The 25,936-nt window shown below is 71.1% G+C and carries 22 protein-coding genes; 11 read left to right on the forward strand and 11 right to left on the reverse strand.

The window, feature by feature from the left end:
* The first annotated feature begins 5 nt into the window (after positions 1–5).
* Genes nuoL through nuoN form a run of 3 tightly spaced genes read left to right on the forward strand, consistent with a single transcriptional unit; the run spans position 6 to position 5,228 of the window.
* A complete protein-coding gene (gene nuoL, locus ABZY44_RS01215; RefSeq protein WP_356649474.1) occupies positions 6–1,946 on the forward strand; it encodes an NADH-quinone oxidoreductase subunit L in 1,941 nt (646 codons plus the stop codon).
* Position 1,947: 1 nt separating this feature from the next.
* A complete protein-coding gene (locus ABZY44_RS01220) occupies positions 1,948–3,573 on the forward strand; it encodes an NADH-quinone oxidoreductase subunit M (RefSeq protein ID WP_356649475.1) in 1,626 nt (541 codons plus the stop codon).
* 5 nt (positions 3,574–3,578) lie between these two features.
* Complete coding sequence (gene nuoN / locus ABZY44_RS01225; protein WP_356649476.1) at positions 3,579–5,228, forward strand: NADH-quinone oxidoreductase subunit NuoN; 1,650 nt, start codon at positions 3,579–3,581, stop codon at positions 5,226–5,228.
* Positions 5,229–5,307: 79 nt separating this feature from the next.
* Here nuoN and ABZY44_RS01230 read toward each other — a convergent pair whose 3' ends face one another.
* The 3 genes from ABZY44_RS01230 to fahA all read right to left on the reverse strand — a co-directional run bounded on the left by ABZY44_RS01230 (position 5,308) and on the right by fahA (position 7,953).
* On the reverse strand, positions 5,308–5,907 hold the full coding sequence (locus ABZY44_RS01230; RefSeq protein ID WP_356649477.1) for a Uma2 family endonuclease: 600 nt from the start codon (positions 5,905–5,907) through the stop codon (positions 5,308–5,310).
* Positions 5,908–6,001: 94 nt separating this feature from the next.
* Positions 6,002–6,592 (reverse strand): hypothetical protein, encoded by a 591-nt coding sequence (locus ABZY44_RS01235; RefSeq protein WP_356649478.1) that lies wholly within the window; start codon positions 6,590–6,592, stop codon positions 6,002–6,004.
* A 137-nt stretch (positions 6,593–6,729) separates the two neighbouring features.
* The gene (gene fahA / locus ABZY44_RS01240; RefSeq protein WP_356649479.1) at positions 6,730–7,953 is read right to left on the reverse strand and encodes a fumarylacetoacetase; all 1,224 of its coding nucleotides are present in this window, start codon (positions 7,951–7,953) and stop codon (positions 6,730–6,732) included.
* A 140-nt stretch (positions 7,954–8,093) separates the two neighbouring features.
* Between fahA and ABZY44_RS01245 the strand changes: the two genes are divergently transcribed.
* From ABZY44_RS01245 to ABZY44_RS01255, 3 genes are all read left to right on the forward strand, one after another.
* Complete coding sequence (locus ABZY44_RS01245; RefSeq protein ID WP_356649480.1) at positions 8,094–8,900, forward strand: HAD family hydrolase; 807 nt, start codon at positions 8,094–8,096, stop codon at positions 8,898–8,900.
* Between the two features lie 107 nt (positions 8,901–9,007).
* Complete coding sequence (locus ABZY44_RS01250) at positions 9,008–9,529, forward strand: GNAT family N-acetyltransferase (protein WP_356649481.1); 522 nt, start codon at positions 9,008–9,010, stop codon at positions 9,527–9,529.
* 167 nt (positions 9,530–9,696) lie between these two features.
* Complete coding sequence (locus tag ABZY44_RS01255) at positions 9,697–10,341, forward strand: dihydrofolate reductase family protein (protein ID WP_356649482.1); 645 nt, start codon at positions 9,697–9,699, stop codon at positions 10,339–10,341.
* A 101-nt stretch (positions 10,342–10,442) separates the two neighbouring features.
* On the opposite strand, the gene ABZY44_RS01260 is transcribed toward ABZY44_RS01255, so the two are convergent.
* Positions 10,443–12,455 carry a CocE/NonD family hydrolase gene (locus ABZY44_RS01260; RefSeq protein ID WP_356649483.1) on the reverse strand — a complete coding sequence of 671 codons (2,013 nt, stop codon included), beginning with the start codon at positions 12,453–12,455 and terminating at the stop codon, positions 10,443–10,445.
* Between the two features lie 32 nt (positions 12,456–12,487).
* Entirely contained in the window at positions 12,488–14,005 is a 1,518-nt protein-coding gene (locus tag ABZY44_RS01265) for a peptide MFS transporter (protein ID WP_356649484.1), read from the reverse strand.
* Between the two features lie 201 nt (positions 14,006–14,206).
* Between ABZY44_RS01265 and ABZY44_RS01270 the strand changes: the two genes are divergently transcribed.
* The 4 genes from ABZY44_RS01270 (at position 14,207) to ABZY44_RS01285 (ending at position 17,440) form a co-directional block, all read left to right on the forward strand.
* Positions 14,207–15,217, forward strand: a complete 1,011-nt coding sequence (locus tag ABZY44_RS01270; RefSeq protein WP_356649485.1) for a polyprenyl synthetase family protein — start codon at positions 14,207–14,209, stop codon at positions 15,215–15,217.
* A gap of 252 nt (positions 15,218–15,469) precedes the next feature.
* Positions 15,470–16,714: a DUF2092 domain-containing protein gene (locus ABZY44_RS01275; protein WP_356649486.1), complete on the forward strand. Its 1,245-nt coding sequence runs from the start codon at positions 15,470–15,472 to the stop codon at positions 16,712–16,714.
* A gap of 109 nt (positions 16,715–16,823) precedes the next feature.
* Entirely contained in the window at positions 16,824–17,027 is a 204-nt protein-coding gene (locus ABZY44_RS01280; RefSeq protein ID WP_356649487.1) for a ribbon-helix-helix domain-containing protein, read from the forward strand.
* On the forward strand, positions 17,024–17,440 hold the full coding sequence (locus ABZY44_RS01285; RefSeq protein WP_356649488.1) for a hypothetical protein: 417 nt from the start codon (positions 17,024–17,026) through the stop codon (positions 17,438–17,440). Before ABZY44_RS01280 ends, ABZY44_RS01285 begins: the two co-directional genes overlap by 4 nt.
* Before the next feature lie 186 nt (positions 17,441–17,626).
* Here ABZY44_RS01285 and ABZY44_RS01290 read toward each other — a convergent pair whose 3' ends face one another.
* The gene (locus tag ABZY44_RS01290; protein ID WP_356649489.1) at positions 17,627–18,943 is read right to left on the reverse strand and encodes a M28 family metallopeptidase; all 1,317 of its coding nucleotides are present in this window, start codon (positions 18,941–18,943) and stop codon (positions 17,627–17,629) included.
* 203 nt (positions 18,944–19,146) lie between these two features.
* On the opposite strand from ABZY44_RS01290, the gene ABZY44_RS01295 reads away from it, so the two are divergent.
* Positions 19,147–19,638, forward strand: coding sequence for a DUF6193 family natural product biosynthesis protein (locus ABZY44_RS01295; protein WP_356649490.1), 492 nt, complete (start codon positions 19,147–19,149; stop codon positions 19,636–19,638).
* A gap of 52 nt (positions 19,639–19,690) precedes the next feature.
* On the opposite strand, the gene rarD is transcribed toward ABZY44_RS01295, so the two are convergent.
* From rarD to ABZY44_RS01320, 5 genes are all read right to left on the reverse strand, one after another.
* A complete protein-coding gene (gene rarD / locus ABZY44_RS01300; RefSeq protein WP_356649491.1) occupies positions 19,691–20,662 on the reverse strand; it encodes an EamA family transporter RarD in 972 nt (323 codons plus the stop codon).
* A gap of 140 nt (positions 20,663–20,802) precedes the next feature.
* Positions 20,803–21,663: an SDR family oxidoreductase gene (locus ABZY44_RS01305; RefSeq protein ID WP_356649492.1), complete on the reverse strand. Its 861-nt coding sequence runs from the start codon at positions 21,661–21,663 to the stop codon at positions 20,803–20,805.
* A 193-nt stretch (positions 21,664–21,856) separates the two neighbouring features.
* Complete coding sequence (locus tag ABZY44_RS01310) at positions 21,857–22,924, reverse strand: 2-oxoacid:ferredoxin oxidoreductase subunit beta (protein WP_356649493.1); 1,068 nt, start codon at positions 22,922–22,924, stop codon at positions 21,857–21,859.
* A complete protein-coding gene (locus ABZY44_RS01315) occupies positions 22,917–24,911 on the reverse strand; it encodes a 2-oxoacid:acceptor oxidoreductase subunit alpha (RefSeq protein WP_356649494.1) in 1,995 nt (664 codons plus the stop codon). Before ABZY44_RS01315 ends, ABZY44_RS01310 begins: the two co-directional genes overlap by 8 nt.
* Positions 24,912–25,055: 144 nt before the next feature.
* Positions 25,056–25,715, reverse strand: coding sequence for a response regulator transcription factor (locus ABZY44_RS01320; RefSeq protein WP_356649588.1), 660 nt, complete (start codon positions 25,713–25,715; stop codon positions 25,056–25,058).
* Between the last annotated feature and the right edge of the window lie 221 nt (positions 25,716–25,936).

Below are 25,936 nucleotides of genomic sequence, written 5' to 3' on the forward strand. Positions count from 1 at the left end.
TCACAGTGGAAAACCTGATTGCGCTGCTGATCGCGGCGCCCCTGCTGGGAGCGGTGGTGCTGCTCTGCGGCGGCCGCCGGCTCGACAAGGCGGGGCACTGGCTCGGCACTCTCCTGGCCGCCGTCTCCTTCGGGATCGGCGTGGCCCTCTTCGCCGACATGCTCGGGCGCGGGGCCGAGGACCGTGTCATGCACCAGCGGCTGTACACCTGGATCCCCGTCGAGGGCTTCCAGGCCGACATGGCCTTCCAGCTCGACCAGTTGTCGATGACCTTCGTCCTGCTGATCTCCGGCGTGGGCACGCTCATCCACATCTACTCCATCGGCTACATGGAGCACGACGAGCGGCGCCGCCGCTTCTTCGGCTACCTCAACCTGTTCGTCGCGGCCATGCTGCTGCTGGTCCTCGCCGACAACTACCTGCTGCTGTACTTCGGCTGGGAGGGCGTGGGTCTCGCCTCGTACCTCCTGATCGGCTTCTGGCAGCACAAGCCCAGCGCGGCCACCGCCGCGAAGAAGGCCTTCATCGTCAACCGTGTGGGTGACATCGGCCTCTCGATCGCGATCATGCTGATGTTCACCACGTTCGGGACCTTCGCCTTCGGGCCGGTCTTCAGCGCGGTGGGCGACGCGGGCGAGGGCAAGCTGACGGCCATCGGCCTGATGCTGCTGCTCGCGGCCTGCGGCAAGTCGGCCCAGGTGCCGCTCCAGTCCTGGCTCGGCGACGCGATGGAGGGCCCGACCCCGGTCTCCGCCCTCATCCACGCGGCGACGATGGTCACCGCCGGCGTCTACCTGATCGTCCGCTCGGGCGCGATCTTCAACGGGGCGCCGGACGCACAGCTGGTGGTCACCGTCGTGGGCGCCGTCACGCTGCTCTTCGGTGCGATCGTCGGTTGCGCGAAGGACGACATCAAGAAGGCCCTCGCCGGGTCGACGATGTCGCAGATCGGCTACATGATCCTGGCGGCCGGCCTCGGACCCATCGGCTACGTCTTCGCGATCATGCACCTGGTGACGCACGGCTTCTTCAAGGCGGGCCTCTTCCTCGGCGCCGGTTCCGTGATGCACGGGATGAACGACGAGGTCGACATGCGCAAGTACGGCGGCCTGCGGACGTACATGCCGGTCACCTTCGTGACCTTCGGCCTGGGGTACCTGGCCATCATCGGCTTCCCGGGACTGTCCGGGTTCTTCTCCAAGGACCTGATCATCGAGGCCGCCTTCGCGAAGGGCGGTACCGAGGGCTGGATCCTCGGCGGCGTGACCCTCCTCGGCGCGGCGATCACCGCCTTCTACATGACCCGCGTCATGCTCCTCACCTTCTTCGGCGAGAAGCGCTGGCAGCCGGCGCCGGACGCGGACACCGCGCCCAGCGCCGAGCCCGCCGCCGAACACCGGGCCGGGGAGATGCCGCACCCGCACGAGTCCCCGAAGTCCATGACCGTCCCGATGATCGTCCTGGCCTTCGGGTCGGTCTTCGCGGGCGGCATCTTCGCGATCGGCGACCGGTTCGTGAAATGGCTGGAGCCCGTCACCGGGTACGAGCACGGCGATCCGCCGGTGAGTGCCATGACGGTGACCGCGGCCACCATGGTCGTCCTCGTCGTCGGCGTGGCCGTCGCCTGGGCGATGTACGGCAGGAAGCCCGTCCCGGTGGTCGCCCCGCGCGGCTCGCTCCTCACCCGGGCGGCCCGACGGGACCTGTACCAGGACGACTTCAACCACGTGGTCCTGGTGCGCGGCGGGGAGCACCTGACCCGCTCCCTCGTCTACGTCGACCACAGCCTGGTCGACGGCGTGGTCAACGGGACGGCCGCCGGAGTCGGCGGGCTGTCGGGCCGGCTGCGCAAGCTGCAGAACGGCTACGTCCGCAGCTACGCGGTCTCGATGTTCGGGGGCACGGCGGTCCTGATCGCCGTGACCCTGCTGATGAGGGCGGTGTGAGATGAGTTTCCCGCTTCTGACGGTGACGGCCGCGGTCCCCGCGGTCGGTGCGGTCCTGACGGCGGCCGTCCCGGCCGCCCGCCGGACCGCCGCCAAATGGCTCGCCCTGTTGTTCTCGCTGGCGACCCTGGCCCTGGCCGTGCTCGTCGCGGTCCGCTTCGATCCCGGTGGCGACCGCTACCAGCTCACCGAATCCCACTCCTGGATCCCCGACTTCGGAGTCCGCTACGAACTGGGCGTCGACGGGATCGGGGTGGTGCTCATCGCGCTCACCGCGCTGCTGATCCCCTTCGTCATCGGCGCCGGCTGGAACGACGCCGACCCGCTGGAGGCCGAAGCGGCCGACAGCAGCTTCGCCGCGGGCTCCCGCTGGCGGCCGACCCAGGGCTTCTTCGCCCTGATCCTGCTGGTCGAGGCGATGGTGGTGATCTCCTTCGAGGCCACCGACGTCTTCCTCTTCTACATCTTCTTCGAAGCCATGCTCATCCCGATGTACTTCCTCATCGGCGGCTTCGGAGACCGGGCCCACTCCGGGTCCGGGGAGAACGCGGCCGCGCAGCGCTCGTACGCGGCGGTCAAGTTCCTCCTCTACAACCTGGTCGGCGGCCTGATCATGCTGGCCGCCGTCATCGGGCTGTACGTGGTCGCCGGGAACTTCTCGCTCCAGGAGATCGCCGCCGCCCGCGCCGCGGGCACGCTCGACATGGCGACCAACACCGAGCGGCTGCTCTTCCTCGGCTTCTTCTTCGCCTTCGCGGTGAAGGCCCCGCTGTGGCCGCTGCACACCTGGCTGCCGAACGCGATGGGCGAGGCCACGGCCCCGGTCGCCGTCCTGATCACCGCGGTCGTCGACAAGGTCGGCACCTTCGCGATGCTCCGCTTCTGCCTCGGGCTCTTCCCCGAAGCCAGCAAGTGGGCGACGCCGGTGATCCTCGTACTGGCCCTGATCAGCATCGTCTACGGCGCGCTGGTCGCGGTCGGGCAGCGGGACATCAAGCGGCTGGTCGCCTACGCCTCGATCTCGCACTTCGGGTTCATCATCCTGGGCATCTTCGCGATGACCTCCCAGGGCCAGACGGGCGCGACGCTGTACATGGTCAACCACGGCCTCTCCACGGCGGCGCTCATGCTGGTCGCCGGCTTCCTGATCTCGCGGCGCGGCTCGCGGCTCATCGCCGACTTCGGCGGCGTCCAGAAGGTGGCCCCCGTCCTGGCCGGCACCTTCCTGATCGGCGGCCTCGCCACCCTCTCGCTGCCGGGGCTCGCCCCGTTCGTCAGCGAGTTCCTGGTCCTGGTCGGCACGTTCACCCGGTACCCGGTCGTCGGCATCATCGCGACCTTCGGCATCGTGCTGGCCGCGCTCTACACGCTGGTCCTCTACCAGCGCACCATGACCGGCCCCCTGAAGGAGGAGGTCCGCACCCTGCCGGACCTGCACCTGCGGGAGCTGCTGGTGGTCGCCCCGCTGATCGCGCTGCTGATCGGACTGGGCGTCTACCCCAAGGTGCTCACCGACATCGTCAACCCGGCGGTGGAGCACACCATGTCGGACGTGAAGCAGACGGACCCGAAGCCCGACGTGGCCGTCGAGGCCGAGCACGCCCTGAAGGGGGAGGCGGCGAAGTGAGCACCATGACTGCTGCCCAGAGCAAGCTGGCGACACTGGCGGCCGCGGCGCCGATCGACAAGATCCCGGCGCCGCACATCGAGTACGCCCAGCTCTCGCCCACCCTCATCGTGCTGGGCGCGGCGATCCTCGGAATCCTCGTAGAGGCCTTCGTACCGCGCAAGTCCCGCTACTACGTCCAGGTGTTCCTCGCCGTCGCCGCACTGGCCTGTGCCTTCGCGGCGGTCGTCGGGCTCGCCGCCGGCGGGTACGGAAGCACCAAGGCGCACGTCGCGGCGATGGGCGCCGTGGCCGTCGACGGCCCGGCCCTGTTCCTCCAGGGCACCATCCTGCTGGCCTCGATCGTCGCGGTCTTCACCTTCGCGGAACGACGCCTGGACCCGGCCGCCCACGGCAACCGGGTCGACTCCTTCGCCGCGCAGGCGGCGTCCGTTCCGGGCAGCGAGAGCGAGAAGGCGGCCGTCAAGGCGGGCTTCACCACCACCGAGGTCTTCCCGCTCGCTCTGTTCGCGATCTCCGGGATGCTGATCTTCCCCGCGGCCGACGACCTGCTGACGCTGTTCGTGGCCCTGGAGGTCTTCTCCCTCCCGCTGTACCTGCTCTGCGCCGTCGCCCGCCGCCAGCGGCTGCTGTCGCAGGAGGCCGCCGTCAAGTACTTCCTGCTCGGCGCCTTCTCCTCCGCCTTCCTCCTCTTCGGCATCGCGCTCGTCTACGGGTACGCGGGCTCCGTCTCGTATGCGGTGATCGCGGACGTCGTCGACGGCACCGTGGCGAACGTGGACCCCGCGCTCGCCACGACCATGGGCAACGACGCACTGCTGCTCATCGGCGGTGCGCTGATCCTCATGGGCCTGCTCTTCAAGGTCGGCGCGGTCCCCTTCCACATGTGGACCCCGGACGTCTACCAGGGCGCCCCGACGCCGGTCACCGGTTTCATGGCGGCGGCGACGAAGGTCGCCGCGTTCGGCGCCCTGCTGCGCCTGCTCTACGTGGTGCTGCCGGGCCTGCGGTGGGACTGGCGGCCGGTGATGTGGGCGGTCGCGATCGTCACGATGCTGGCGGGCGCGATCATCGCCGTGACCCAGACCGACGTGAAGCGGCTCCTCGCCTACTCCTCGATCGCGCACGCGGGCTTCATCCTGGCCGGTGTGATCGCGACCTCGCCGGAGGGCGTCAGGTCCGTCCTCTTCTACCTGGCCGCGTACTCCTTCGTGACGATCGGCGCCTTCGCGGTGGTCACCCTGGTCCGCGACGCGGGCGGCGAGGCGACGCACCTGTCCAAGTGGGCCGGGCTGGGACGCCGTTCGCCGCTGACGGCGGCGGTCTTCGCGGTGTTCCTGCTGGCGTTCGCGGGCATCCCGCTGACGTCCGGTTTCTCCGGCAAGTTCGCCGTGTTCCAGGCGGCGGCGGAGGGCGGCGCGGGAGTGCTGGTCGTGGTCGGTGTCCTGTCGTCCGCGATCGCCGCGTTCTTCTACATCCGGGTCATCGTCCTGATGTTCTTCAGCGAGCCGAAGGCGGACGGCCCGACGGTGGCCGTGCCCTCCCCGCTGACGATGACGACGATCGCGGTGGGCGTAGCGGTGACGCTGGTCCTGGGTGTGGCCCCGCAGTACTTCCTGGACCTGGCGGGTCAGGCGAGCACGTTCGTGCGCTGAGCCATCGGGTCACCTGACAGGGCCCGGCCCCCGAAAGGGGGCCGGGCCCTGTCGTGCAGGGGGGACTGGTCCAGGGGGACTACTCGGGACGTCGCCGCTTCGGGGTGATCTCGGTGAGGTCCAGGTCGACCGGGAAGGGGACGGAGACCTTCAGACGGTCGTGGAAGATGCCGGTGCTCGTGTACGCGCCGGTGGCGGGCTCGCGTTCGAAGACGTAGACGACGGCCCGGCCGTCCTTGTTCTCGACGCGCCAGAAGTGCGTGATCCCGGCCCGGGCGTACTTGAGCGGCTTCGCTTCGCGGTCTCGGTCGATCGATTCCGGGGACACGACCTCGATGGCCAGCAGGACCGACCCGGCCGGGAACCGGGTCTGGTTCCCATCGTCGACGACGTCCTCGTCGACCACGATCACATCAGGTTCGGGGCGGTTGTGCCGATCGATGTCGATGGTGAACTCGCGGACGACTTCCAGACCTGGAGGGGCCAGCGACTGGAGCTGCCATTCGAAGAAGCTGACCGCGCGCGAATGGAAGAGGGTCTGCGGACTCACGAAGACGAGGCTCCCGTCGATCAGCTCCGTGTGCGGAGGCAGATTCGGAAGCGTGTCCAGGTCGTCGGCAGTCCAGCCGCCCGGCGGCGGGATCGGCCAGCGGTGTTCCGGGTTCATCAGTGCTCCCATGAGCCGGATTCTCGCGATTCCGTCCAGCGTATCGCCGGGGATCGGACCGCGAGCGTCCGGACGTGTGAACGGGGGCGCCGTGTTGACCCGCGGGTCAGTGCGGGTGGGCTGCGGAGGTGGAGCCCTTGGGGCAGGTCAGGGCCGTGTTCCAGTTGTGGAAGCGGCCGGCCGGGTTGTCCTTGTAGGCCCACAGGTGGAGGTCGTAGTGCTTCGGCATGCCCGCCCAGTGGCCGGGCATCGGCCCGTCGAACGGTAGTCCGAACATGCTCGGCCGGTCGTCGGTGGTCTTCAGGTCCTGGTCCCGGTCGGTGGACATCCACTCCACGGTCTGGAGCTTGCGGCGGCCGTGCCGGTCCTTCTCGGTGCTGTAGAGGAGGGCGGTCGGCCTGCTGGGGTCGAGGGAACCCCAGTAGGCCTCCTTGACGTAGTGGTAGCCCATGGCGCCCGCCCCGAACGGGTTGGTCATGCACGCCTGGCCGTGCGGTACGTACCCGTCCTTGAGGGCCTCCCGCTCGTCCGCGTACTTGGCGGTCACCGCCATCGCCGTGGCCATGTCGCGCATCGCCTGCCGATTGCGCGGGTCGGGCGCCGGACCGTCCACCGCCTGGGCGGAGGGCACCGCGGCCAGGGCGAGGGACACGGCGGCCGCGCAGGTCAGGGCGGTCTTCAGGTGACGGGCGGTCATGGGACTCCTCGCGGTGGGGGTGCGGGATACGGGGCCACGGGCCTCGCAGGTTCCGTCCGTCCACCCTGTCCGCCCGCGCCGCCCACCGCACGCGGGCGGCGCCCAATGGGGGAGCGGCCCCGTCCCCCGCCCGCCGGCTAGCGGGAGCCCACGATGCGGCCGGAGACCTCGCCGAGGCCCACGCGGGTGTCGTCGGCGCCCGGTGCCCACGCGGTCAGGGTGACGACGTCCCCGTCCTCCAGGAACGTGCGCTTGCCGTCGGCGAGCTCGATCGCGTCACGGCCGTTCCAGGTGAGCTCCAGCAGCGAGCCGCGCTGGCCGGCCTCCGGACCGCTGACGGTGCCCGAGCCGTAGACGTCGCCGGTGCGCAGCGAGGCACCGTTGATGGTCATGTGCGCGAGCTGCTGGGCGGCGGTCCAGTACATCGACGCGAACGGAGGCCGGGCCACCTCCTGCCCGTTGATGGCGACGGTGATGCGCAGGTCGAAGCCGCCGGGGCGCTCCGCGCCGGAGTCGTCGAGGTAGGGCAGCAGCGGGAAGTCGCGGGCGGGCGGCTCGACGCGGGCCGCGTCCAGGGCCTCCAGCGGGGTGACCCAGGCGGAGACGGAGGTGGCGAAGGACTTGCCGAGGAACGGTCCGAGCGGCACGTACTCCCAGGCCTGGACGTCGCGCGCGGACCAGTCGTTGAGCAGGAACAGGCCGAAGACGTGGTCCTCGAACTCGCCCAGCGGCACCGGGCGGCCCATCTCGGAGGGCGTGCCGACGACGAAGCCGACCTCGGCCTCGATGTCGAGCTTCACGGACGGTCCGAAGACGGGCGCCGGGTCGGAGGGCGCCTTGCGCTGCCCGCTGGGCCGCACGACGTCGGTGCCGGAGACCACGATGGTGCCGGAGCGGCCGTGGTAACCGATGGGCAGGTGCTTCCAGTTGGGGGTCAGGGCGTCGCCGTCGGGGCGGAAGATCCTGCCGACGTTGGTCGCGTGGTGCTCGCTCGCGTAGAAGTCGACGTAGTCGGCGACCTCGTACGGGAGGTGCAGCACCGCCTCGTCCAGCGGCAGCAGGTGCGGTTCCACGGCGGGCCGGTGGCCGGGGTCGGTGACCCAGGCGGTCAGCGCGCGGCGCACGTCGTGCCAGGCGGTACGGCCCGCGGCGAGCAGCGGGTTGAGGGAGGGGTGCCCGAGCAGCCCGGCGTACGGGGACCCGAGCGCGGCCGCGGCCGCCCCGGCGTCGAGGACGTACCCGCCGATGCGGACGCCGATGCGGCGGCGGGCCTCACCGGCGGTGGAGAACACCCCGTAGGGGAGGTTGTGCGGCCCGAACGGGTCGCCCTCGGGGAGGTCGAGGGGGCTCTGCTGGGGCATGGGGTGCTGCCTCGCTTTCGACGCGGTCCGGGGGTGTCCCGGGAGCTGGTTGACACGTTACGGGGCTGGTGGGGCGTGCGGGAGGCCGGATTCGGGCTCTATTTGTAGGACTTGTCCGAAGGGGTCCGTATCCTTGACCCGTGACTTCCGCCCTCCCCTACGCGCTCGTGGCCACCGACCTGGACGGGACTCTGCTGCGTGCCGGAGACACCGTCTCGGACCGCTCCTACGCCGCTCTCGCCGCCGCCCGCGCCGCCGGCGCCCGGCACATCATCGTGACAGGCCGCCCCGTCCCGCAGGTCCGCCACGTCCTGGACCGCCTCGGATACACGGGGCTCGCGGTGTGCGGCCAGGGCGCGCAGGTCTACGACGCGGCGGCCGGGCTGCTGCTGCATTCCGTGGCCATGGACCGGGAGTTGGCCGAGGTCGCCCTCGGCAAGATCGAGGCGGAGATCGGCGAGGTCTACGCGGCGGTCAACCAGGAGGGCCTGGACGCGGAGATGCTGATAGGGCCGGGCTACCGGATGTGGCACCCGCACCTGCCGACGGTGCCGGTGGCCCGGCGCTGCGACCTCTGGGCCTCCCCGATCAACAAGGTGCTGCTCCAGCACTCCCGCCTCTCGGACGACGAGCTGACGGAGGTGGCCCGGTCCGTCGTCGGCGACCTGGTGAACGTCACCATGGCCGGGGAGCACACGGTCGAACTCCAGCCGCCGGGCATCGACAAGGCGAGCGGCCTGGCGGTGGCGGCGGAGCTCCTGGACGTCACCGGGTCGTCGACGATCGCTTTCGGCGACATGCCGAACGACGTCCCGATGTTCGCGTGGTCGGCGCACGGGGTGGCGATGGCGGACGCCCACGGCGAACTCCTCGCCGTGGCCGACGAGGTCACCCTCTCGAACGAGGCGGACGGCATCGCGGTGGTCCTGGAGCGGCTGTACGGCTAGGAGCCGTCCGGCCGATCATGTGACGACCGCGCGCCCGCTCGTCAAGCCGAGTCCGGAGTCGAAAAAAGCGGGTGCGGGTCGCTGGCCCCAGAGTGTTTCCTCACGTCATGCACACGACGAGACCGGTGCGTCTCCACCCTTGGGCGGACCGCGACCTCTGGCTGCTCCGGCGGCGCAATACCTCGGACATGACGGCTCACCTCGGCGGCCCCGAACCTGATACCGCGCTCCTCGCCCGCCATCGCCGCTGGACAGCCATGAGCGCGAACGCCGCGCACGAGGGCCGGGTGTTCCGCGTGGAATCCCCGCCGGGGGACACCGTGGGCACGGTCTCCTTCACACCGAAGGAGTACGAGGGAAACCCGGTCTTCGAAGTGGGCTGGGGCGTCCTCCCTGAGTACCAGCGCCAAGGCTGGGCGTCGGCCTCCGTCCGAGCCCTCCTCGACCACCTGGCCGCCCTTCCCTCGGCGCACCGCCGGCCGGCGGTCCACGCCTTTCCCCGGGTGGCGAACTCAGCCTCGAACGCGGTCTGCCGCGCGGTGGGCTTCACCCTCATCGCCCAAACGGTGCACGAATACCCCCCGGGCCAGCACCACGTCAGCAACAACTGGCGCTTCACCCTCCCGTGAAGCCCCGAAGCGACCTCGGGCGGCCGGCCTCCAGGAGCGCGGGCAGGAGGCCGGGCCCGCCCGGAAAAGAGCTGCGAGCCGCTGTCGATCCGGGCACGTCCCGTTCGACATCCTGATGTGGGGCACCGCGCCACACGAGGATGCGACAGGACCTGACGAGGAACCACATGGACCAGCTACTGAGAGTCATGAACTTCTGCGTCTCGCGTGACGGAATCGGTGCCGGGGAGCACCAGAGCCTCGAGCAACCGTTCGGACACGTCGACCCCGGGAGGCTGTTCTCCTGGGCGGGCGCCACGGCGAGCTGGCCCATGCGCACCGACCCGGGAGGCAGCCGGGGCCTCGACGACTACTTCACGCGGGACTTCGCCCGGAACATCGGCGCCGAGATTATGGGCCGCAACAAGTTCGGCCCCCAGCGCGGGCCCTGGCACGACCACGACTGGCAGGGCTGGTGGGGCGACGAGCCCCCGTTCCACACCCCGGTCTTCGTCATGACCCACCACCCGCGTCCTTCGATCACGCTCTCCGACACCACCTTCCACTTCGTCGGCGGCGAGCCGGTCGCGGTCCTCGAACGGGCGCGGGAGGCGGCCCGGGGCAAGGACGTACGCCTGGGCGGCGGGGTCACCACCGTCCGGCAGTTCCTCGACGCCGACCTCGTGGACACCCTGCACGTAGTGGTCTCGCCCCTGGAACTCGGGTCCGGACTCCGCCTCTGGGACTCGCCCGACGAGCTGCTCGACCGGTTCCACCTCGAGGTCGTGCCCAGCGCGAGCGGCGTCGCGCACCACCTGTTCTGGCGGAGGTGACCGGGGGCGCGGACGCGGGCCGACGCCCCGGGCCCCGGGTGGCGCCGCGGGCCCCGGGTGGCGCCGCGGGCCCCGGGCGCGCCGCCCGGGGGCCCGGCCCCCTAACTCGCCGTACGCGGCAGCCGGCGCTCCCACGTGCGGTGGAAGAGCACCTCGCCGCCCTCCCGGCACACCACCTCGTTCGACGTCAGGAACCCGCCCTCGTCGCACGAGATCTCCGACCGCGTCACCACCGACACGTCCCACCCCAGGTCCGGCCGGTGCAACCGCACGGTCCAGTCCGAGCGGGTCCGCGCCGACAGCGGGTCCGCCTCCTGGATCTCGTACACCTCCCTCGCCTCCTCGCTGAACTCCAGCCCGTCGGGATACACCCGCGTGCCCCCGTACCGCGGGTCGACCTCCAGCCGCCACACGCCCCGCGCCACGTCCCGTACGACGAGCCGTTCCGGCCCCGGCCCGTCCAGCGTCTCCGGGTAGGACACGCCCAGCGGCTCGGCCTGTTCGGGAGCCTCGAACAGGATCGGCTCGCCGTCGGGGGCGCGGGAGGGGTCCCGCACCGGAAGCTCCACCGCGCTCCCCGCCGGGTCCAGCGTCCAGCCCGCCTCCGAGCCGGCCCGCGGCCAGATCCACGGCCAGTAGGCCGAGGACAGGGCGAGGCGGATCCGGTGGCCCGGCGGGAAGGAGTGCCCGATGCCGTTCAGCTCGAAGGCCACGTCCTCGTACGAGCCCACCGGCCACGGCACGGCCTTGTCACGCCCCTGGCGCGCCGAGAGGTTCAGCGCGCCCCGCGTCACGAGCGTCGAGGACCCGTCCGGAGCGACGTCGCACAGCCGCGCCACGACCTGCCCGTACGGCACGTCCATCCGGATGCGCAGCCGCACCACGGGCCGGCCGAGGATCTCCACCGGGCCGGAGCCCTCCCCGACGGGGAACTCGAAGCACGCGGACTTCGCGTCCTCCTCGCGCTGGTCCGGCGGCAGGTCGGCGTCGTTGCCGAAGGGGAAGAAGCGGCCCGCGTCCAGGCCCGTGTGCTGCGGGGAGGCCACGACCACCGGGGCGCCCTGGAAGGCGTACGTGACCGGATCCACGTTCGGCGAGGGCCAGGACGGTTCGCCGGCCCACCGGCCCGGCAGCACCTCGTAGGTGGTCGCCGGCGGGTGCGAACCGGAGATCCACGACCGCAGCAGCGGCTCCCGCATCACGCCGTTGTCCGCTCCCTTGAGCCAGTGGTCCCACCAGCGCAGGGTCTCCTGGAGGAAGCCGATGGCGGGCCCCGGCGGCAGCCCCCGGTCGGGGTACTGGTGCGACCACGGGCCGATCAGGCCGCGCACCCGGTCGGCGGGGAGCGCGGACACCAGCCGCAGCACGGTGTCCCGGTACGGGTCGTGCCAGCCGCCGACGGCGAGGACGGCCGCGCCGATCGCGCCGTAGTCCTCGCACACGGACCCGTGGCGCCAGTAGGCGTCGCGGGTCTGGTGGGAGAGCCAGGTGTGGATCAGGGGTTCGACCGCGCCGAGGCGCGAGAGCCAGAGCTCGCGCCAGCCGTCGCCCGCGTAGAGCGGGTCCGGCGGGCGGGCGACGAAGGCGAGCATGGTCGCCGCCCACGCGTGCATGTCCACGGCGAGCAGCGAGCCGCCCATGTAGTGCACGTCGTTGTCGTACCGGTCGTCCGTGGAGCACACGGTCACGACCGCCTTCAGCGCCTCGGGGGCCAGCGCCGCGATCTGGAGGCTGTTGAAGCCGCCCCAGGAGATCCCGAACATCCCCACGGACCCCGTGCACCAGGGCTGCGCCGCGAGCCACTCCACCACCGCGACGCCGTCCGCGAGTTCCCGGGCGTCGTACTCGTCACCCGGGTCGCCGCCGCTGCATCCGTGGCCGCGCACGTCGACCCGTACGGAGGCGTAGCCGTGGCCGGCGTACCAGGGGTGGCGCTGCCAGTCGCGCGGCGCGGTCCAGTCGGTGAGGCGGTACGGGAGGTACTCCAGCAGCGCCGGGACGGGCTCGTCGGTGACCGGGCGCCAGATGCGGGCGTACAGCTCCGTGCCGTCCCGCATCGGGATCCGGACGTCCTCGTGGGTGGTCCCGTAGGGGAAATCGGTGCGGATGATCATCGAAGCTCTCTCGCCAATCGCCTCGGGGACGGTCAGTGGACGGGGTGCATCGTGCGCTTCAGCCACGGCGCGAGCGCGATCACGGCCAGGCCCACGGCCACCGCGACGGCGCCGTTGACGCCGAAGTAGACGGGGTGGGAGACCTGCCCGTAGAACTTGACCACCTGGGCCTGGATGCCGTTGGCCAGCGCCAGCGAGAGGAACCACAGCGCCATCGTCTGGCTGCCGAAGGCCTTCGGGGCGAGCTTCGTGGTGGCCGACATGCCCGAGGTCTCCAGCAGGACGTCGCCGAGTCCGAGCAGCAGGTACGAGCCGATGATCCACCAGACGGCGATCTGGTAGGTGTCGCCGCTGTGCCCCGAGGTCGGGACGACCATCAGGAGGAAGGACAGGCCGCCCAGGATCACACCGATGGCGATCTTGTTGGAGGCGTGCGGCTGCCGCGGGCCCATCCGGACCCACAGCGCGGCCACGACCGGGGCCAGCAGCACCTCGAACGCGCCGAGCGCGGAGGCGTACCAGCCGGCCGGGAAGGTGAAGCCGAGGATCTCGGTGCGGGCGTTCGTCGAGGCGAGCAGCATCATCGTCGAGTACGCCTGGAAGAGGATGAAGTTGAAGGCGACCGAGGCCAGGAAGAGCACCACGTACGGGCGCAGGCGCCCCCGCTCCTCGGTGGTCACCCGGTCGCTGCGGAACATGACCGCGAAGTAGACGACCGGGGCGATCACCGAGACCAGCGTGAGGAGGTCGACGAACCGGTCCATCGTCAGCCAGCCCAGTACGGCCAGAAGAGTGGCGAGCGCGGCGAAGGCCACGAGCCCGGCGACGATCCTCCACACGGTGGAGCGCATCGCGTCGGGCGCCAGCGCGAACTCGGCGGAGTGCTTGCGCCCGGCCAGGTGACGGCGCCCGGCGACGTACTGGACGAGACCCGCGGTCATGCCGACGGCGGCGGCCGAGAAGCCCCAGTGCCAGCCCTCGTTCTCGCCGAGCCAGGCGGTGATCAGCGGGCCGGCGAAGGCGCCGATGTTGATGCCCATGTAGTAGAGCGCGAAGCCGGCGTCGCGCCGCTGGTCGTCCGTCCGGTACAGCTTGCCGACCATGCTGGCCACGTTCGGCTTGAGCAGTCCGGTGCCGGCGCTGATCAGGCCCAGGCCCACCCAGGTCATGGCGGCGGTGGGCACGGCCATGGCGTAATGGCCGCAGGCGATCAGGATGCCGCCCCACAGCACGGCGCGGTACGAACCGAGGATCCGGTCGGCGAGCCACCCGCCGGCGACGGAGACGAGGTAGACCATGGTTCCGTAGGCCGCCGAGACCGAGGCCGCGGTGCCCGGGTCCATCCCCAGTCCGCCGTTGGCCACCGAGTCCGCGAAATAGAGGACGAGGATGGCCTGCATGCCCAGGAACGAGAAGCGCTCCCAGACCTCCAGCCCGGAGAGCGTGGCGAGCCCGCGGGGGTGTCCGAGGAAGGCGTGGTCGTCGCCGGGCGGCGGCTGGTCTGCCTCCGGATCCGAGGGCTCGTCGATACCGGTCGAAATTCTGGACAAAACGTATTCTCCGATTGTTTCGGCTTCCACAGAACATACCGGTGCACATCGGGCGGTGCGCGCGTGGTGGGCGCGCGGTGGCCGGACAGGCGCCCTGGGTGATCGAAAACAGACCGGATACGCTGGCTTGAGTGATGGCAGCGACACATCGACAATCCATGTGATCGTCAACGTGATCGTCAGCAGACAGGAGTACCCCTCGTGACCGTCGTCGGGCCGTTCGGACTGAGCGTGCGGGACCAGGCTCTTGAGACCGATGTCCAGGCCGGACTGGCCGCCGTCGAGGCGGGTCTGCTGGAAGCCACCAAGAGCGAAGTCCCCTTCATCACCGAGGCCGCACAGCACCTGGTGCGGGCCGGGGGCAAGCGGTTCCGGCCGCTCCTGGTGATGCTCGCCTCCCGATTCGGCGATCCCTACGCGCCCGGGATCGTGCCCTCCGCCGTCGTCGTGGAGCTCACGCACCTCGCGACGCTCTACCACGACGACGTCATGGACGAGGCGGACGTCCGCCGCGGCGTCGAGAGCGCCAACGCCCGCTGGGGCAACTCCGTGGCCGTCCTGACGGGTGATTTCCTCTTCGCCCGGGCCTCGCACATCCTGGCGGACCTCGGGCCCGAGGCCGTGCGGATCCAGGCCGAGGCCTTCGAGCGCCTGGTGACGGGCCAGATCCTGGAGACGGCCGGTCCGCGCGGCGGCCGCGACCCCGTCGAGCACTACCTGGACGTCATGGCCGGCAAGACCAGCTCGCTGGTCGCCGTCTCCTGCCGCTTCGGCGCGCTCATGTCCGGCGCCGACGACATGGTCGTCGACATCCTCACCCAGTACGGGGAGCGGCTCGGCCTCGCCTTCCAGCTGGCCGACGACGTCCTCGACATCGCCTCGGACTCGCACGAGTCCGGCAAGACCCCGGGCACCGACCTGCGCGAGGGCATCCCCACGCTGCCCGTCCTGCGGCTGCGCGAGATGGCCGCCCGCGACGGCAACCCGGACGACCTGGACCTCGTACGGCTCCTGGACGGCGATCTGACGGACGACGCCCTGCACGCCGAGGCGCTGTCGCGGCTGCGGGTCCACCCCGCCCTGGAGCAGGCCCGCAAGGACACCATCCGCTACGCCCAGGACGCCCGGGCCACGCTGGCCCCGCTGCCCGAGTGCTTCGCGAAGGCGGCCCTGGTGGAGCTGTGCGACGCGGTGGTCCACCGCGCGGGCTGACCGGCACGGGTCTTACCGAAGGCAGAGGCGCGGGCCGGGCATCCCCTACGGGTGGGGGACGTCCGGCCCGCGTCGTGTCATCCCTGGGGCGTACGCGGAGTTGGCTCCCGGGGCTGACGCCCGCAGGCCCTGTTCTTTGGTCAGATAGAGGCACATCCCCACCAGATCGGGTGAGAGTGGCGGCGCGGGGTGGACGTGTACACGCAAGACGGGTAGGTCGCCGCCGTACACACAGAGGTAGGGCAGACAGACATGGCAACGAACGCAAGGACCCGCAAGGCCGCTCGGTACGCCGTACCGGTCGCGGTGTTCGGAGTGGTGGCCGGCACGATCGCGATGGTTCCGGCCTTCGCGAACGCCGGTGGCCCCGACCTGCCGCAGGTCACGGCCCAGCAGCTCATCGAGAAGATCGCGGCCTCGGACGTCGAGCAGCTGTCCGGCAGCGCCAAGATCAGCACGGACCTGGGGCTGCCGTCCCTGCCGGCCGGCCTGCTCGGCGGCTCGGGCGTCACGGGCGGCTCCGCCGACCCGCAGGACAAGCTCACGCAGCTGGCCGCCGGCACGCACACCTTCCGGGTGGCCGCCGACGGACCGGACCGCCAGAAGCTGACCTTCGTCGACGGCAAGGACGAGTACACGCTCGTCCACAACGGCGCCGAGGTCTGGGGATACGACTCCAAGTCGAAGGAGGCCTTCCACGAGAAGGCCCCGGCCGACGCGGGCAAGAACTCCGAGCACAAGGCCGGCGAGCGGTTCGGCGCCGCCCCGCAGGAGATCGCCCGGGAGGTCCTCGAGGCCGCCGGCACGACCACGGACGTCAGCGTCGGCGAGACGGCCCAGGTGGCCGGCCGCAACGCCTACCAGCTGGTCCTCAAGCCGAAGGGTGCCGGTTCCACGGTCGCCTCGGTGAAGATCGCGGTGGACGCCGGGAACGGCGTGCCGCTGCGCGTGCAGGTGCTCTCCACGGACGGCGGCAAGCCGATCGTGGACGCCGGATTCACCAAGGTGGACTTCGCCAAGCCCGCCGCCGACACCTTCGCCTTCACCCCGCCCAAGGACGCCAAGGTGACCGAGGGAGCGGCCGGCGGGCACGGCCCGGGCGCGGACAAGGGCAAGGGCGACCGCGGCGCCGAGGGCAAGGACAAGGGCCTGGGCGCCCTGGGCTCCGTCCCCGGCCTGGACGGACTGGTCGGCGGCGCCGGTGCCGGCAAGGGCGACACGAAGGTCCTCGGCGAGGGCTGGACCTCGATCGCCCGGATCGAGACGGGCTCGGCCAACGGCCTCAAGGGCCTCGAGGGCGCGGCAAAGGACAAGAACGCGCCCGCGCAGGCGCAGCAGTTCCTCGACTCGATCGGGGAGAAGGTCTCCGGCACGTTCGGCGAGGGCCGCGTCATGAAGACCCGCGTGGTCAACGCGCTGATCACGGACGACGGCAAGATCTACGTCGGCGCGGTCACCAAGGACGCGCTCGTGAAGGCGGCCGACGCGAACAAGTAGGCGCCGCCGCGCAGCGGCGGCGGGTGAAGGGTGGGCGGGGACTGTGTCCCCGCCCACCCTTGCGCCGTTCCCGCCCTGGGTACAGCAAGGCCGCTGTACCGTGAAAAGCATGTCGAGACACGTCACCATCCGCCTGGACGAAGAGTTCCACGAGCGCCTCAAGGCGCGCGCGGCGGCGCTGGGGACGACGGTCACCGCGCTGATCACCGAAGTCACCGAACGCGAGCTCGACGAGGACCGGAAGAACTTCCTCTCCGGCATCGACGAGTTCGCCGACCACTGGGCCTACTTCCAGGAGCGGTTCGGCCATTGAAGATCACCATGGAGTGGGCCTGGACCGCTCTGGCCCACCATCTCCCCTCCGATCCCGCCGTGTGGGACCCCTCCGGAGTGGCCGCCGCGGTGGCCCGCCACCAGAACGACCTCGTCCTGGTCCCCGAGCAGCCCGCCCCGGACACCGCGTGGCGGGCCGCCGCGTTCCTGCACACCCTGGCGGTGTGCCCGGCGCTGGAATCGCCGATGAACGAGTTCTACGCCGCCGCCGCGACCCGCTCGTACCTGCGCGTCGCCGGGGCGAAGCCGCTGCCGACGCCGGAGGAGCTCGGCGATCTCGTGGAGGCCGCGAAGCTGGGGCGCGCGGACGTCGCGGCCGTCGCGCAGGAGCTGCGCGCCCGGATGCAGGACCCGCTGCCCGCCTCGCTGCGCGGCGGCACGCAGGAGACGTAGCGGCGCGAGGGCCGCGGCCGTAGCCGTAGCCGGACCGCGACACGTCGGCGGCCGTAGCCCTAGCCGTAGCCGGACCGCGACACGTCGGCGGCCGCCGCCGTAGCCGCGGGTGCGGTACGGCGGCGGTCGCGACGGAGGCCGCGCCCGTGCTGCGGTGATCGTCCTCCTATGCCGGGATCACCTGAGTCAGAAGGTGATCTTCCAGCTGTTGATGTAGCCGACGTCCTGCGCCGCCACGTCCTTGACCTGGAGCTTCCACACCCCGTTGGCCACCTCGCTCGACGCGTTGACCGTGTACGAGGTGACGAGGTTGTCGCCGGAGTCCGAGCTGGAGTTCTTCAGCCGGTACGCCGTCCCGTCCGGGGCGATCAGGTCGACGACCAGGTCACCGCGGTAGGTGTGGACGATGTCCACGTCGACCTTGGTGGTGGCCGGCGCGTTGCCCGTGACGCCCGAGACCGTGATCGGCGAGGTCACCGCGGCGGCGGGGGAGTCCGGGACGGAGACGTCCGCCGTGTTCTCGAAGGACTTGCCCGGGGGGACCGGGGTGGCGGCCCCGAGGTTCCAGATCGCGTAGGCGATGGCGTCGGAGTTGCGGTCCAGGGCGGTGTCGTTGATGTTCGCCGAGGTGTCGCACGAGGCGTGGTAGCAGCGGTCGAAGGCCTGACCGGAGGTGCCGCCCCACTTCTGGGCCTGGGCCGCCGTCTTGGTGTAGTCGGCGCCCGAGAACAGGCCGCCGACCGGGATGCCCGCGCTCTTGAACGGCGCGTGGTCGGAGCGGCCGTCGCCCTCCGTCTCGATCTCGGTGGCGACGCCGATGCCCGCGTAGTAGTTCTTGAAGGTCTGCTCGATGGTCGGGTCGTCGTCGTAGACGAAGTAGCCCGGGTTCGGCGAGCCGATCATGTCGAAGTTCAGGTAGCCGGAGATCTTCGACTTCTCCGCGGCCGGCAGGTTGTTCACGTAGTACTTCGAGCCGATCATGCCCAGCTCCTCCGCGCCCCACCAGCCGAACCGCAGGTGTTTCGTGGGCTGGAGCTGCGCGCGGGAGACGGCCAGGGCGGTCTCCAGGATGGCGGCCGAACCGGACCCGTTGTCGTTGATGCCGGGGCCGGCGTTCACCGAGTCCAGGTGCGAGCCCGACATCAGGACCGAGTTCGGGTCCCCGCCGGGCCAGTCGGCGATCAGGTTGTAGCCCGTCGCACCGCTGGAGGTGAAGGTCTGGAGGGTGGTCGTGAAGCCGGCCGCGTCGAGCTTGGCCTTCACGTAGTCGATCGAGGCCTTGTAGCCGGCCTTGCCGTGGGCGCGGTTGCCGCCGTTGGCGGTGGCTATGGACTGCAGCTGCGTCAGGTGCGCCTTGACGTTGGCGACCGGTATGTCCGGCGGCGTCGGCGCCGCGGCGACCGCGGTGGGCGCGGCGAGCGCGGAGGGGGAGGTGGCGGCGAACAGGCCGGCGACCGCGACGGCGGTCACGGCGGCGAGGCGCCGGGAGACGGACAGGCTCATGTGGGGGCTCCGGGATTCCGTACTGGGGATGTGTGCGGAACGTGCGGTGAAGTACAGGTGAGCGTCGTGCGTCAGTGCGAGCCTGATGTTGAGCGAGAGCATGACAGTCCGTCAAGACCACAATTCGGTCAGGCGCGTTCGGAAAACGGACGGAGCCGGGCGCGGGACCCGGCGCAGGGCCGGGTCACGGGCACACTGGGGGGATGAACGTGAACGAAGTGACCCCTGCGGCCGCCGCCGTGGAGGCCCAGTGGCTGGGCGCACGGCAGGCGTGGGCGCGCACACTGGAGCGGCTCGGTCCCGTGGCCTGGCGTCTGGGCACCGTCGCGGTGCTGGAGGCGGCCTACGAGGACCCGCTCCTGCGGCAGCTGTACCCGTACACGAGCCATTGCCACGTGCACTTCAGCAGCACCACCCGCTTCCCCTACGAGGTGGCGGTCCCCTTCGTCATGCCGCTGGCCGACGGCCGGTTCCGCGTCGTGGCGCGCGATCCCTTCCGGGAGATCGGGGAGGTCGCCACGGCCGGGGAGGCCGTGGCCCTGGTGGTCGCGCACGTACCGCGCGGCCTGCGGCTCGCCACGACGGGCCTGCCGAGGGAAGAGCCGCCGGTGGACGCGTCGCCCGTGGACGTGTGGCGGACGGGCGGACCGCCGAAGGGGCTGGGCCGCAGGAGGGCCGAGCCTCAGGAGGGCTGAGCCGAAGGAGGGCCGGGCCGCGGGTGGTCGGGCCGCCGACGGCCGGGCGCCGTTACGCCGGCTCGCGCGCCGGGGCCTGGGCCGACGCCGCGAGGGGCGCCGGCAGCGGGTCCAGGGCGCCTTCGAGACGTCCGGCGCGGGCCCGGTGCGCGCTGCGCAGGGCGTCCCAGGTGAGGACCGAGAGGGCGGCCCAGACCAGGGAGAAGCCTGCCCAGCGCACGGGCGGCATGGCCTCGTGGAAGTACAGGACGCCGAGCGAGAACTGGAACACCGGGGCGGTGTACTGGAGCAGCCCGAGCGTGGACAGCGGCACCCGGATCGCGGCCGCGCCGAAGCAGACCAGCGGGATCGCGGTGACCAGCCCGGTCGAGGCGAGCAGCGCGGTGTGCCCGGGTCCCTGGGCGGTGAAGGTGGACTGTCCCCGGGCACCGAGCCACAGCAGGTAGCCGAGGGCGGGCAGGAACAGCACCACGGTCTCGGCGGTCAGCGACTCCAGGCCGCCCATGCCGAGCTTCTTCTTGATCAGGCCGTACGTGGCGAAGGAGGAGGCCAGCACGAGCGAGATCCACGGCGGCCGCCCGTAGCCGACGGCGAGCACCAGCACGGCGGAGAGGCCGATGCCGACCGCCGCCCACTGCGAGCGGCGCAGCCGCTCGCCGAGGACCAGCACGCCCAACGCGATGGTGACGAGGGGATTGATGAAGTAGCCGAGGCTCGCCTCGACGACCGCGCCGTTGTTGACGGACCAGATGTACACGCCCCAGTTCACGGTGATCAGGGCGGCGGCGGCCACGAGGAGCGCGAGCTTGCGGGGCCGCCGCAGCAGCTCGCCCATCCAGGCCCAGCGGCGCAGGGCGAGCAGCGCGGCGCCGACCACGGCCAGGGACCACACCATGCGGTGGGCGAGGATCTCGATGGCACCGGACGGCTGGAGGAGCGGCCAGAACAGGGGCACCAGGCCCCACATCCCGTACGCGCCGAATCCGTAGAGCAAACCCGCGCGCTGGTCGTTCTCTGCCTTCACGGGACCTCCAGTGCTCTTCAAGCCAACGTCAAGACGTTAGCGCCGCGCGAGCGAGAAGTCATCACCGTCACAACGAGATGCTCATGACACCTCACGCCCCCGTGGCGGTGTCCGGCGCGTTCGCGCGGCGGCCGCGTCCGTCACGCGGTGGCCAGCGCGCCCGCGATCGCCTCGGACACCGGGGTGGTCGGCCGGCCGATGAGCCGGGCGAGGTCGCCGCTGGTGGACCCCAGGCGGCCGCGCCGGATCGCCGCGTCCACGTCGACGAACACCGCGGCGAAGCCCTCGGGGAGTCCGGCGTCGACCAGGACCGCCTGGTGCGCCTCGGCCGGCAGCTCGGTGTACGCGACCTCGCGCCCCGCCTGGGCCGACAGCTCGGCCGCGTACTCGGCCAGGGTCCACGCCGAGTCCCCGGAGAGCTCGTAGGCCCGGTTCAGGTGTCCTTCGCCGGTCAGCACCACGGCCGCGGCGGCGGCGTAGTCGGCGCGGGCGGCGGAGGCGACGCGGCCCTCGCCGGCGCTCCCCACGAGGGCGCCGTGCTCCAGGTGGGAGGCCAGGTCACGGGTGTAGTTCTCGTGGTACCAGCCGTTGCGCAGGAAGGTGTACGGGAGCCCGGAGTCGAGGATCGCCCGCTCCGTGGCCCGGTGCTCCGCGGCCAGCTCGAAGTCCGCCTCGGGGCCGCCGAGGATCCCGGTGTAGGCGAGCTGGGCCACCCCGGCCCCGACCGCGGCCTTGATCACGGCGGTGTGCTGACCGACCCGGCGTCCGATCTCGTTCCCGGAGATCAGCAGCACCCGGTCGCCCTCCCGGAAGGCGCGGGCCAGGCTCGCGGGGTCGTCGTAGTCCGCGACGCGCAGTTCGACGCCCTGCCCGGCGAGGTCGGCGGCCTTGTCGGCGTCGCGGACGACCGCGGCGATCCGGTCGGCGGGGACGCGGGTCAGCAGGTCGGCGACGACGAGGCGGCCGAGGGCTCCGGTGGCTCCGGTGACGACGATGCTCATGGGGATCTCCTCCGTAGGGGCCCCAGGGGCGGGCCCTTCCTAAGTGCCACCCTACGGTAAGCGCTAACTTTTGGAAAGTAATCAGGTCGGGCCGTGTGTGATCGAGGTGCACGGGCAGCCGGGGCGTGCCCGGACATGCGGAAGCCCGGGCCTCCGAAGAAGGTCCGGGCTCCGTGCACACCTCGGCGACGGCTCAGCCGACGACGGTCCAGGTGTCGTTCCCGCTCAGCAGTGCGCCCAGGTCGCCCTTGCCGCTGCGGTCCACGGCCGTCTCCAGCTGCTCGGCCATGAGCGTGTCGTAGACCGGCCGCGCCACGTCGCGGAACACCCCGATGGGCGTCCGGTCCAGGGTGTCGGCGTCGGCCAGCCGGGACAGCGCGAACGCGTTGGTCGGGGACGCCGAGGAGGCGTCGTGGACCAGGATCCGCGACTCGTTCTCCGCGGTCACGGTCACCACCTCCAGGTCCCCGGTGGCCGCGTTGCGCACGACGCCCTTGGCGTTGTCCACGCCGAAGCGGACCGGCTGCCCCTGCTCCAGCCGGATCACGGCCTCCTGCGCCCGCTCGTGGTCCTTGAGGACCTCGAAGGCCCCGTCGTTGAAGATGTTGCAGTTCTGGTAGATCTCCACCAGCGCCGTGCCCTGGTGGTCGGCGGCCGCGCGCAGCACCTCCGTGAGGTGCTTGCGGTCGGAGTCCACCGTGCGGGCCACGAAGCTGGCTTCCGCGCCGATCGCCAGCGAGACCGGGTTGAAGGGCGCGTCCAGCGATCCCATCGGCGTCGACTTGGTGATCTTGCCGACCTCGGAGGTGGGGGAGTACTGCCCCTTGGTCAGCCCGTAGATCCGGTTGTTGAACAGCAGGATCTTGAGGTTGACGTTGCGCCGCAGGGCGTGGATCAGGTGGTTCCCGCCGATCGACAGCGCGTCGCCGTCACCCGTGACCACCCACACCGACAGGTCGCGCCGCGAGGTGGCCAGGCCGGTGGCGATGGCCGGGGCGCGGCCGTGGATCGAGTGCATCCCGTAGGTGTTCATGTAGTACGGGAAGCGCGAGGAACAGCCGATGCCCGAGACGAAGACGATGTTCTCCTTCGCCAGCCCCAGCTCGGGCATGAAGCCCTGTACGGCCGCGAGCACCGCGTAGTCGCCGCAGCCGGGGCACCAGCGGACCTCCTGGTCCGACTTGAAGTCCTTCATCGACTGCCTGGCGGCGGCCTTGGGCACCAGCGAGAGCAGGGTCCGGGCGTCGGTCAGCTCAGTCATTGACGGCCTCCTCGAGATGCGTGGCGAGCTGCTCGGCCTTGAACGGCATGCCGTTGACCTGGTTGTACGACCGTGCGTCGACCAGGTACTTCGCCCTCAGGAGGGTCGCGAGCTGCCCGAGGTTCATCTCCGGCACCACTACCTTGTCGTAACGCTTCAGGACCTCGCCCAGATTCCCGGGGAAGGGGTTGAGGTGGCGCAGATGGGCCTGTGCCACGGGGACCCCGGCGAGCCGCAGCCTGCGTACCGCGGCCGTGATCGGCCCGTACGTCGAGCCCCAGCCGATGACCAGGGTGTGCGCGCCGTCCGGGTCGTCGACCTCCAGGTCGGGGACCTCGATGCCGTCGATCTTGGCCTGGCGGGTGCGCACCATGAACTCGTGGTTGGCCGGGTCGTAGGAGATGTTGCCCGTGCCGTCCTGCTTCTCGATGCCGCCGATGCGGTGCTCCAGCCCCGGGGTGCCCGGCACCGCCCAGGGGCGGGCCAGGGTCCGCGCGTCGCGTTTGTACGGCCAGAAGACCTCGGTGCCGTCCGCGAGCACGTGGTTGGGGCCGGAGGCGAACTGGACCGTCAGGTCCGGGAGGTCCGCGACGTCCGGGATCCGCCACGGCTCGGAGCCGTTGGCGAGGTACCCGTCGGAGAGCAGGAACACCGGAGTCCGGTAGGTCAGCGCGATCCGGGCCGCGTCGAGCGCCGCGTCGAAGCAGTCCGCCGGGGTGCGCGGGGCCACGATCGGGACCGGGGCCTCGCCGTTGCGCCCGTACATGGCCTGGAGCAGGTCGGCCTGCTCCGTCTTGGTCGGCAGGCCCGTGGAGGGGCCGCCGCGCTGGATGTCCACGATCAGCAGCGGGAGTTCCAGGGAGACCGCGAGCCCGATCGTCTCGGACTTGAGCGCGACGCCCGGCCCGGAGGTGGTGGTCACGGCGAGCGCGCCGCCGAAGGCCGCGCCCAGGGCCGCGCCGATGCCGGCGATCTCGTCCTCGGCCTGGAACGTGCGCACGCCGAAGTTCTTGTGCCGGCTCAGCTCGTGCAGGATGTCGGAGGCCGGCGTGATCGGGTACGAGCCCAGATAGAGGGGCAGACCGGCCTGCTGCCCCGCCGCGATCAGCCCGTAGGACAGGGCGAGGTTCCCGGAGATGTTGCGGTAGGTGCCCGCCGGGAAGGCGCGGGTGGCCGGGGCCACCTCGTAGGACACGGCGAAGTCCTCGGTCGTCTCGCCGAAGTTCCAGCCGGCCCGGAAGGCGGCCACGTTCGCCTCCGCGATCTGCGGCTTCTTCGCGAACTTCTGCCGCAGGAAGGTCTCGGTGCCCTCGGTCGGCCGGTGGTACATCCAGGACAGCAGGCCCAGCGCGAACATGTTCTTGCTGCGCTCCGCCTCCTTGCGGGGGAGCCCGAAGTCCTTCAGCGCCTCGACGGTGAGGGTGGTCAGCGGCACCCGGTGGATGTTGTAGGCGTCCAGCGAGCCGTCTTCCAGCGGGGAGGTCGCGTAGCCGACCTTCGCCATCGGGCGCTTGGTGAACTCGTCGGTGTTGACGATGATCTCCGCGCCGCGCGGCACGTCCGCGATGTTCGCCTTCAGTGCCGCCGGATTCATCGCCACCAGCACGTTCGGGGCGTCGCCCGGCGTCAGGATGTCGTGATCGGCGAAGTGCAGCTGGAAGCTGGACACCCCGGGCAGGGTGCCGGCGGGCGCCCGGATCTCGGCGGGGAAGTTCGGCAGCGTGGAGAGGTCGTTCCCGAAGGACGCCGTCTCGGAGGTGAAACGGTCGCCCGTGAGCTGCATGCCGTCGCCCGAGTCACCCGCGAAGCGGATGATCACCCGATCGAGACGGCGCACTTCCTTGCCGCCGCCGCCGGGACCTTCGCTGCTCGGACCTTCGCTGTTCGGATCGTCGCTGTTCGGGCCCGGGGGTGTCCGCTGCTCGCCGACGACCGCGCCCTCGGTCCCGTCGGAATGCTCGGCTGGGCTACTGACCTGGCTGGTCACTGAACTGGACCTCCTTCGAGGCGTGAGCACTGCCCAAGGCCAACCCTACGACCGTAGGGACCGCTTCCCCGGGGTACTCAGTTTCTGGACCGCCCTCTCGGCGGTCTGTCCGAATCCGGCCTTACCTGACAGGGTGTCAGTTGATCAAGACCTTAGGTAGGTGAGGACGGCCAGCACACGCCGGTGATCCCCGTCACTCGGCGACAGGCCGAGCTTCATGAAGATGTTGCTGACGTGCTTCTCCACCGCGCCGTCGCTCACCACCAGCTGCTTGGCCACGGCGGAATTGGTCCGGCCCTCGGCCATCAGCCCGAGCACCTCGCGCTCGCGCGGGGTCAGCCCCGCCAGCACGTCCTGCTTGCGGCTGCGCCCGAGCAGCTGCGCCACGACCTCCGGGTCCAGGGCGGTACCGCCCTTGGCCACGCGCACGACGGCGTCCAGGAACTCGCGGACGTCCGCCACCCGGTCCTTGAGGAGGTACCCCACGCCGGTGCTGGAACCGGCCAGGAGTTCGGTGGCGTACTGCTCCTCCACGTACTGGGACAGTACGAGCACGCCTATGCCGGGGTGGTCGCGCCGCAGCTGCACCGCGGCCCGCACGCCCTCGTCGGTGTGCGTCGGCGGCATCCGCACGTCCGCCACCACCACGTCCGGCAGCGCGCCCTCCGCTGCCAGGTCCGCCACGGTCTTGATCAGGGCTTCCGCGTCCCCGACGCCCGCGACGACGTCATGCCCCCGGTCGGTCAGCAACCGGGTCAGACCCTCGCGTAGCAGCACTGAATCCTCGGCGATGACGACCCGCACCCTGTTTTCCACGACTTCGTTGCTCCCACGTCCACTGGTGTCCGTACCCCTGACACAGCCAAGCATCCCAGCCTTCAGCCGGGATCAAGGCGGAGTGGGATCACCGGCCGGCCGCGGAAGCGGTGTTTTCGGGGGTGGAAGGGAGCCCTCTGGTGGGCGGGGCCAAAAGTCAGGACTTTCGGCCCGGCCCCGGAGGAGTGAACGGCGCGGTGCGGGGACGT

The organism is Streptomyces sp. NPDC006544, assembly GCF_040611715.1.
Classification (GTDB): Bacteria; Actinomycetota; Actinomycetes; order Streptomycetales; family Streptomycetaceae; genus Streptomyces.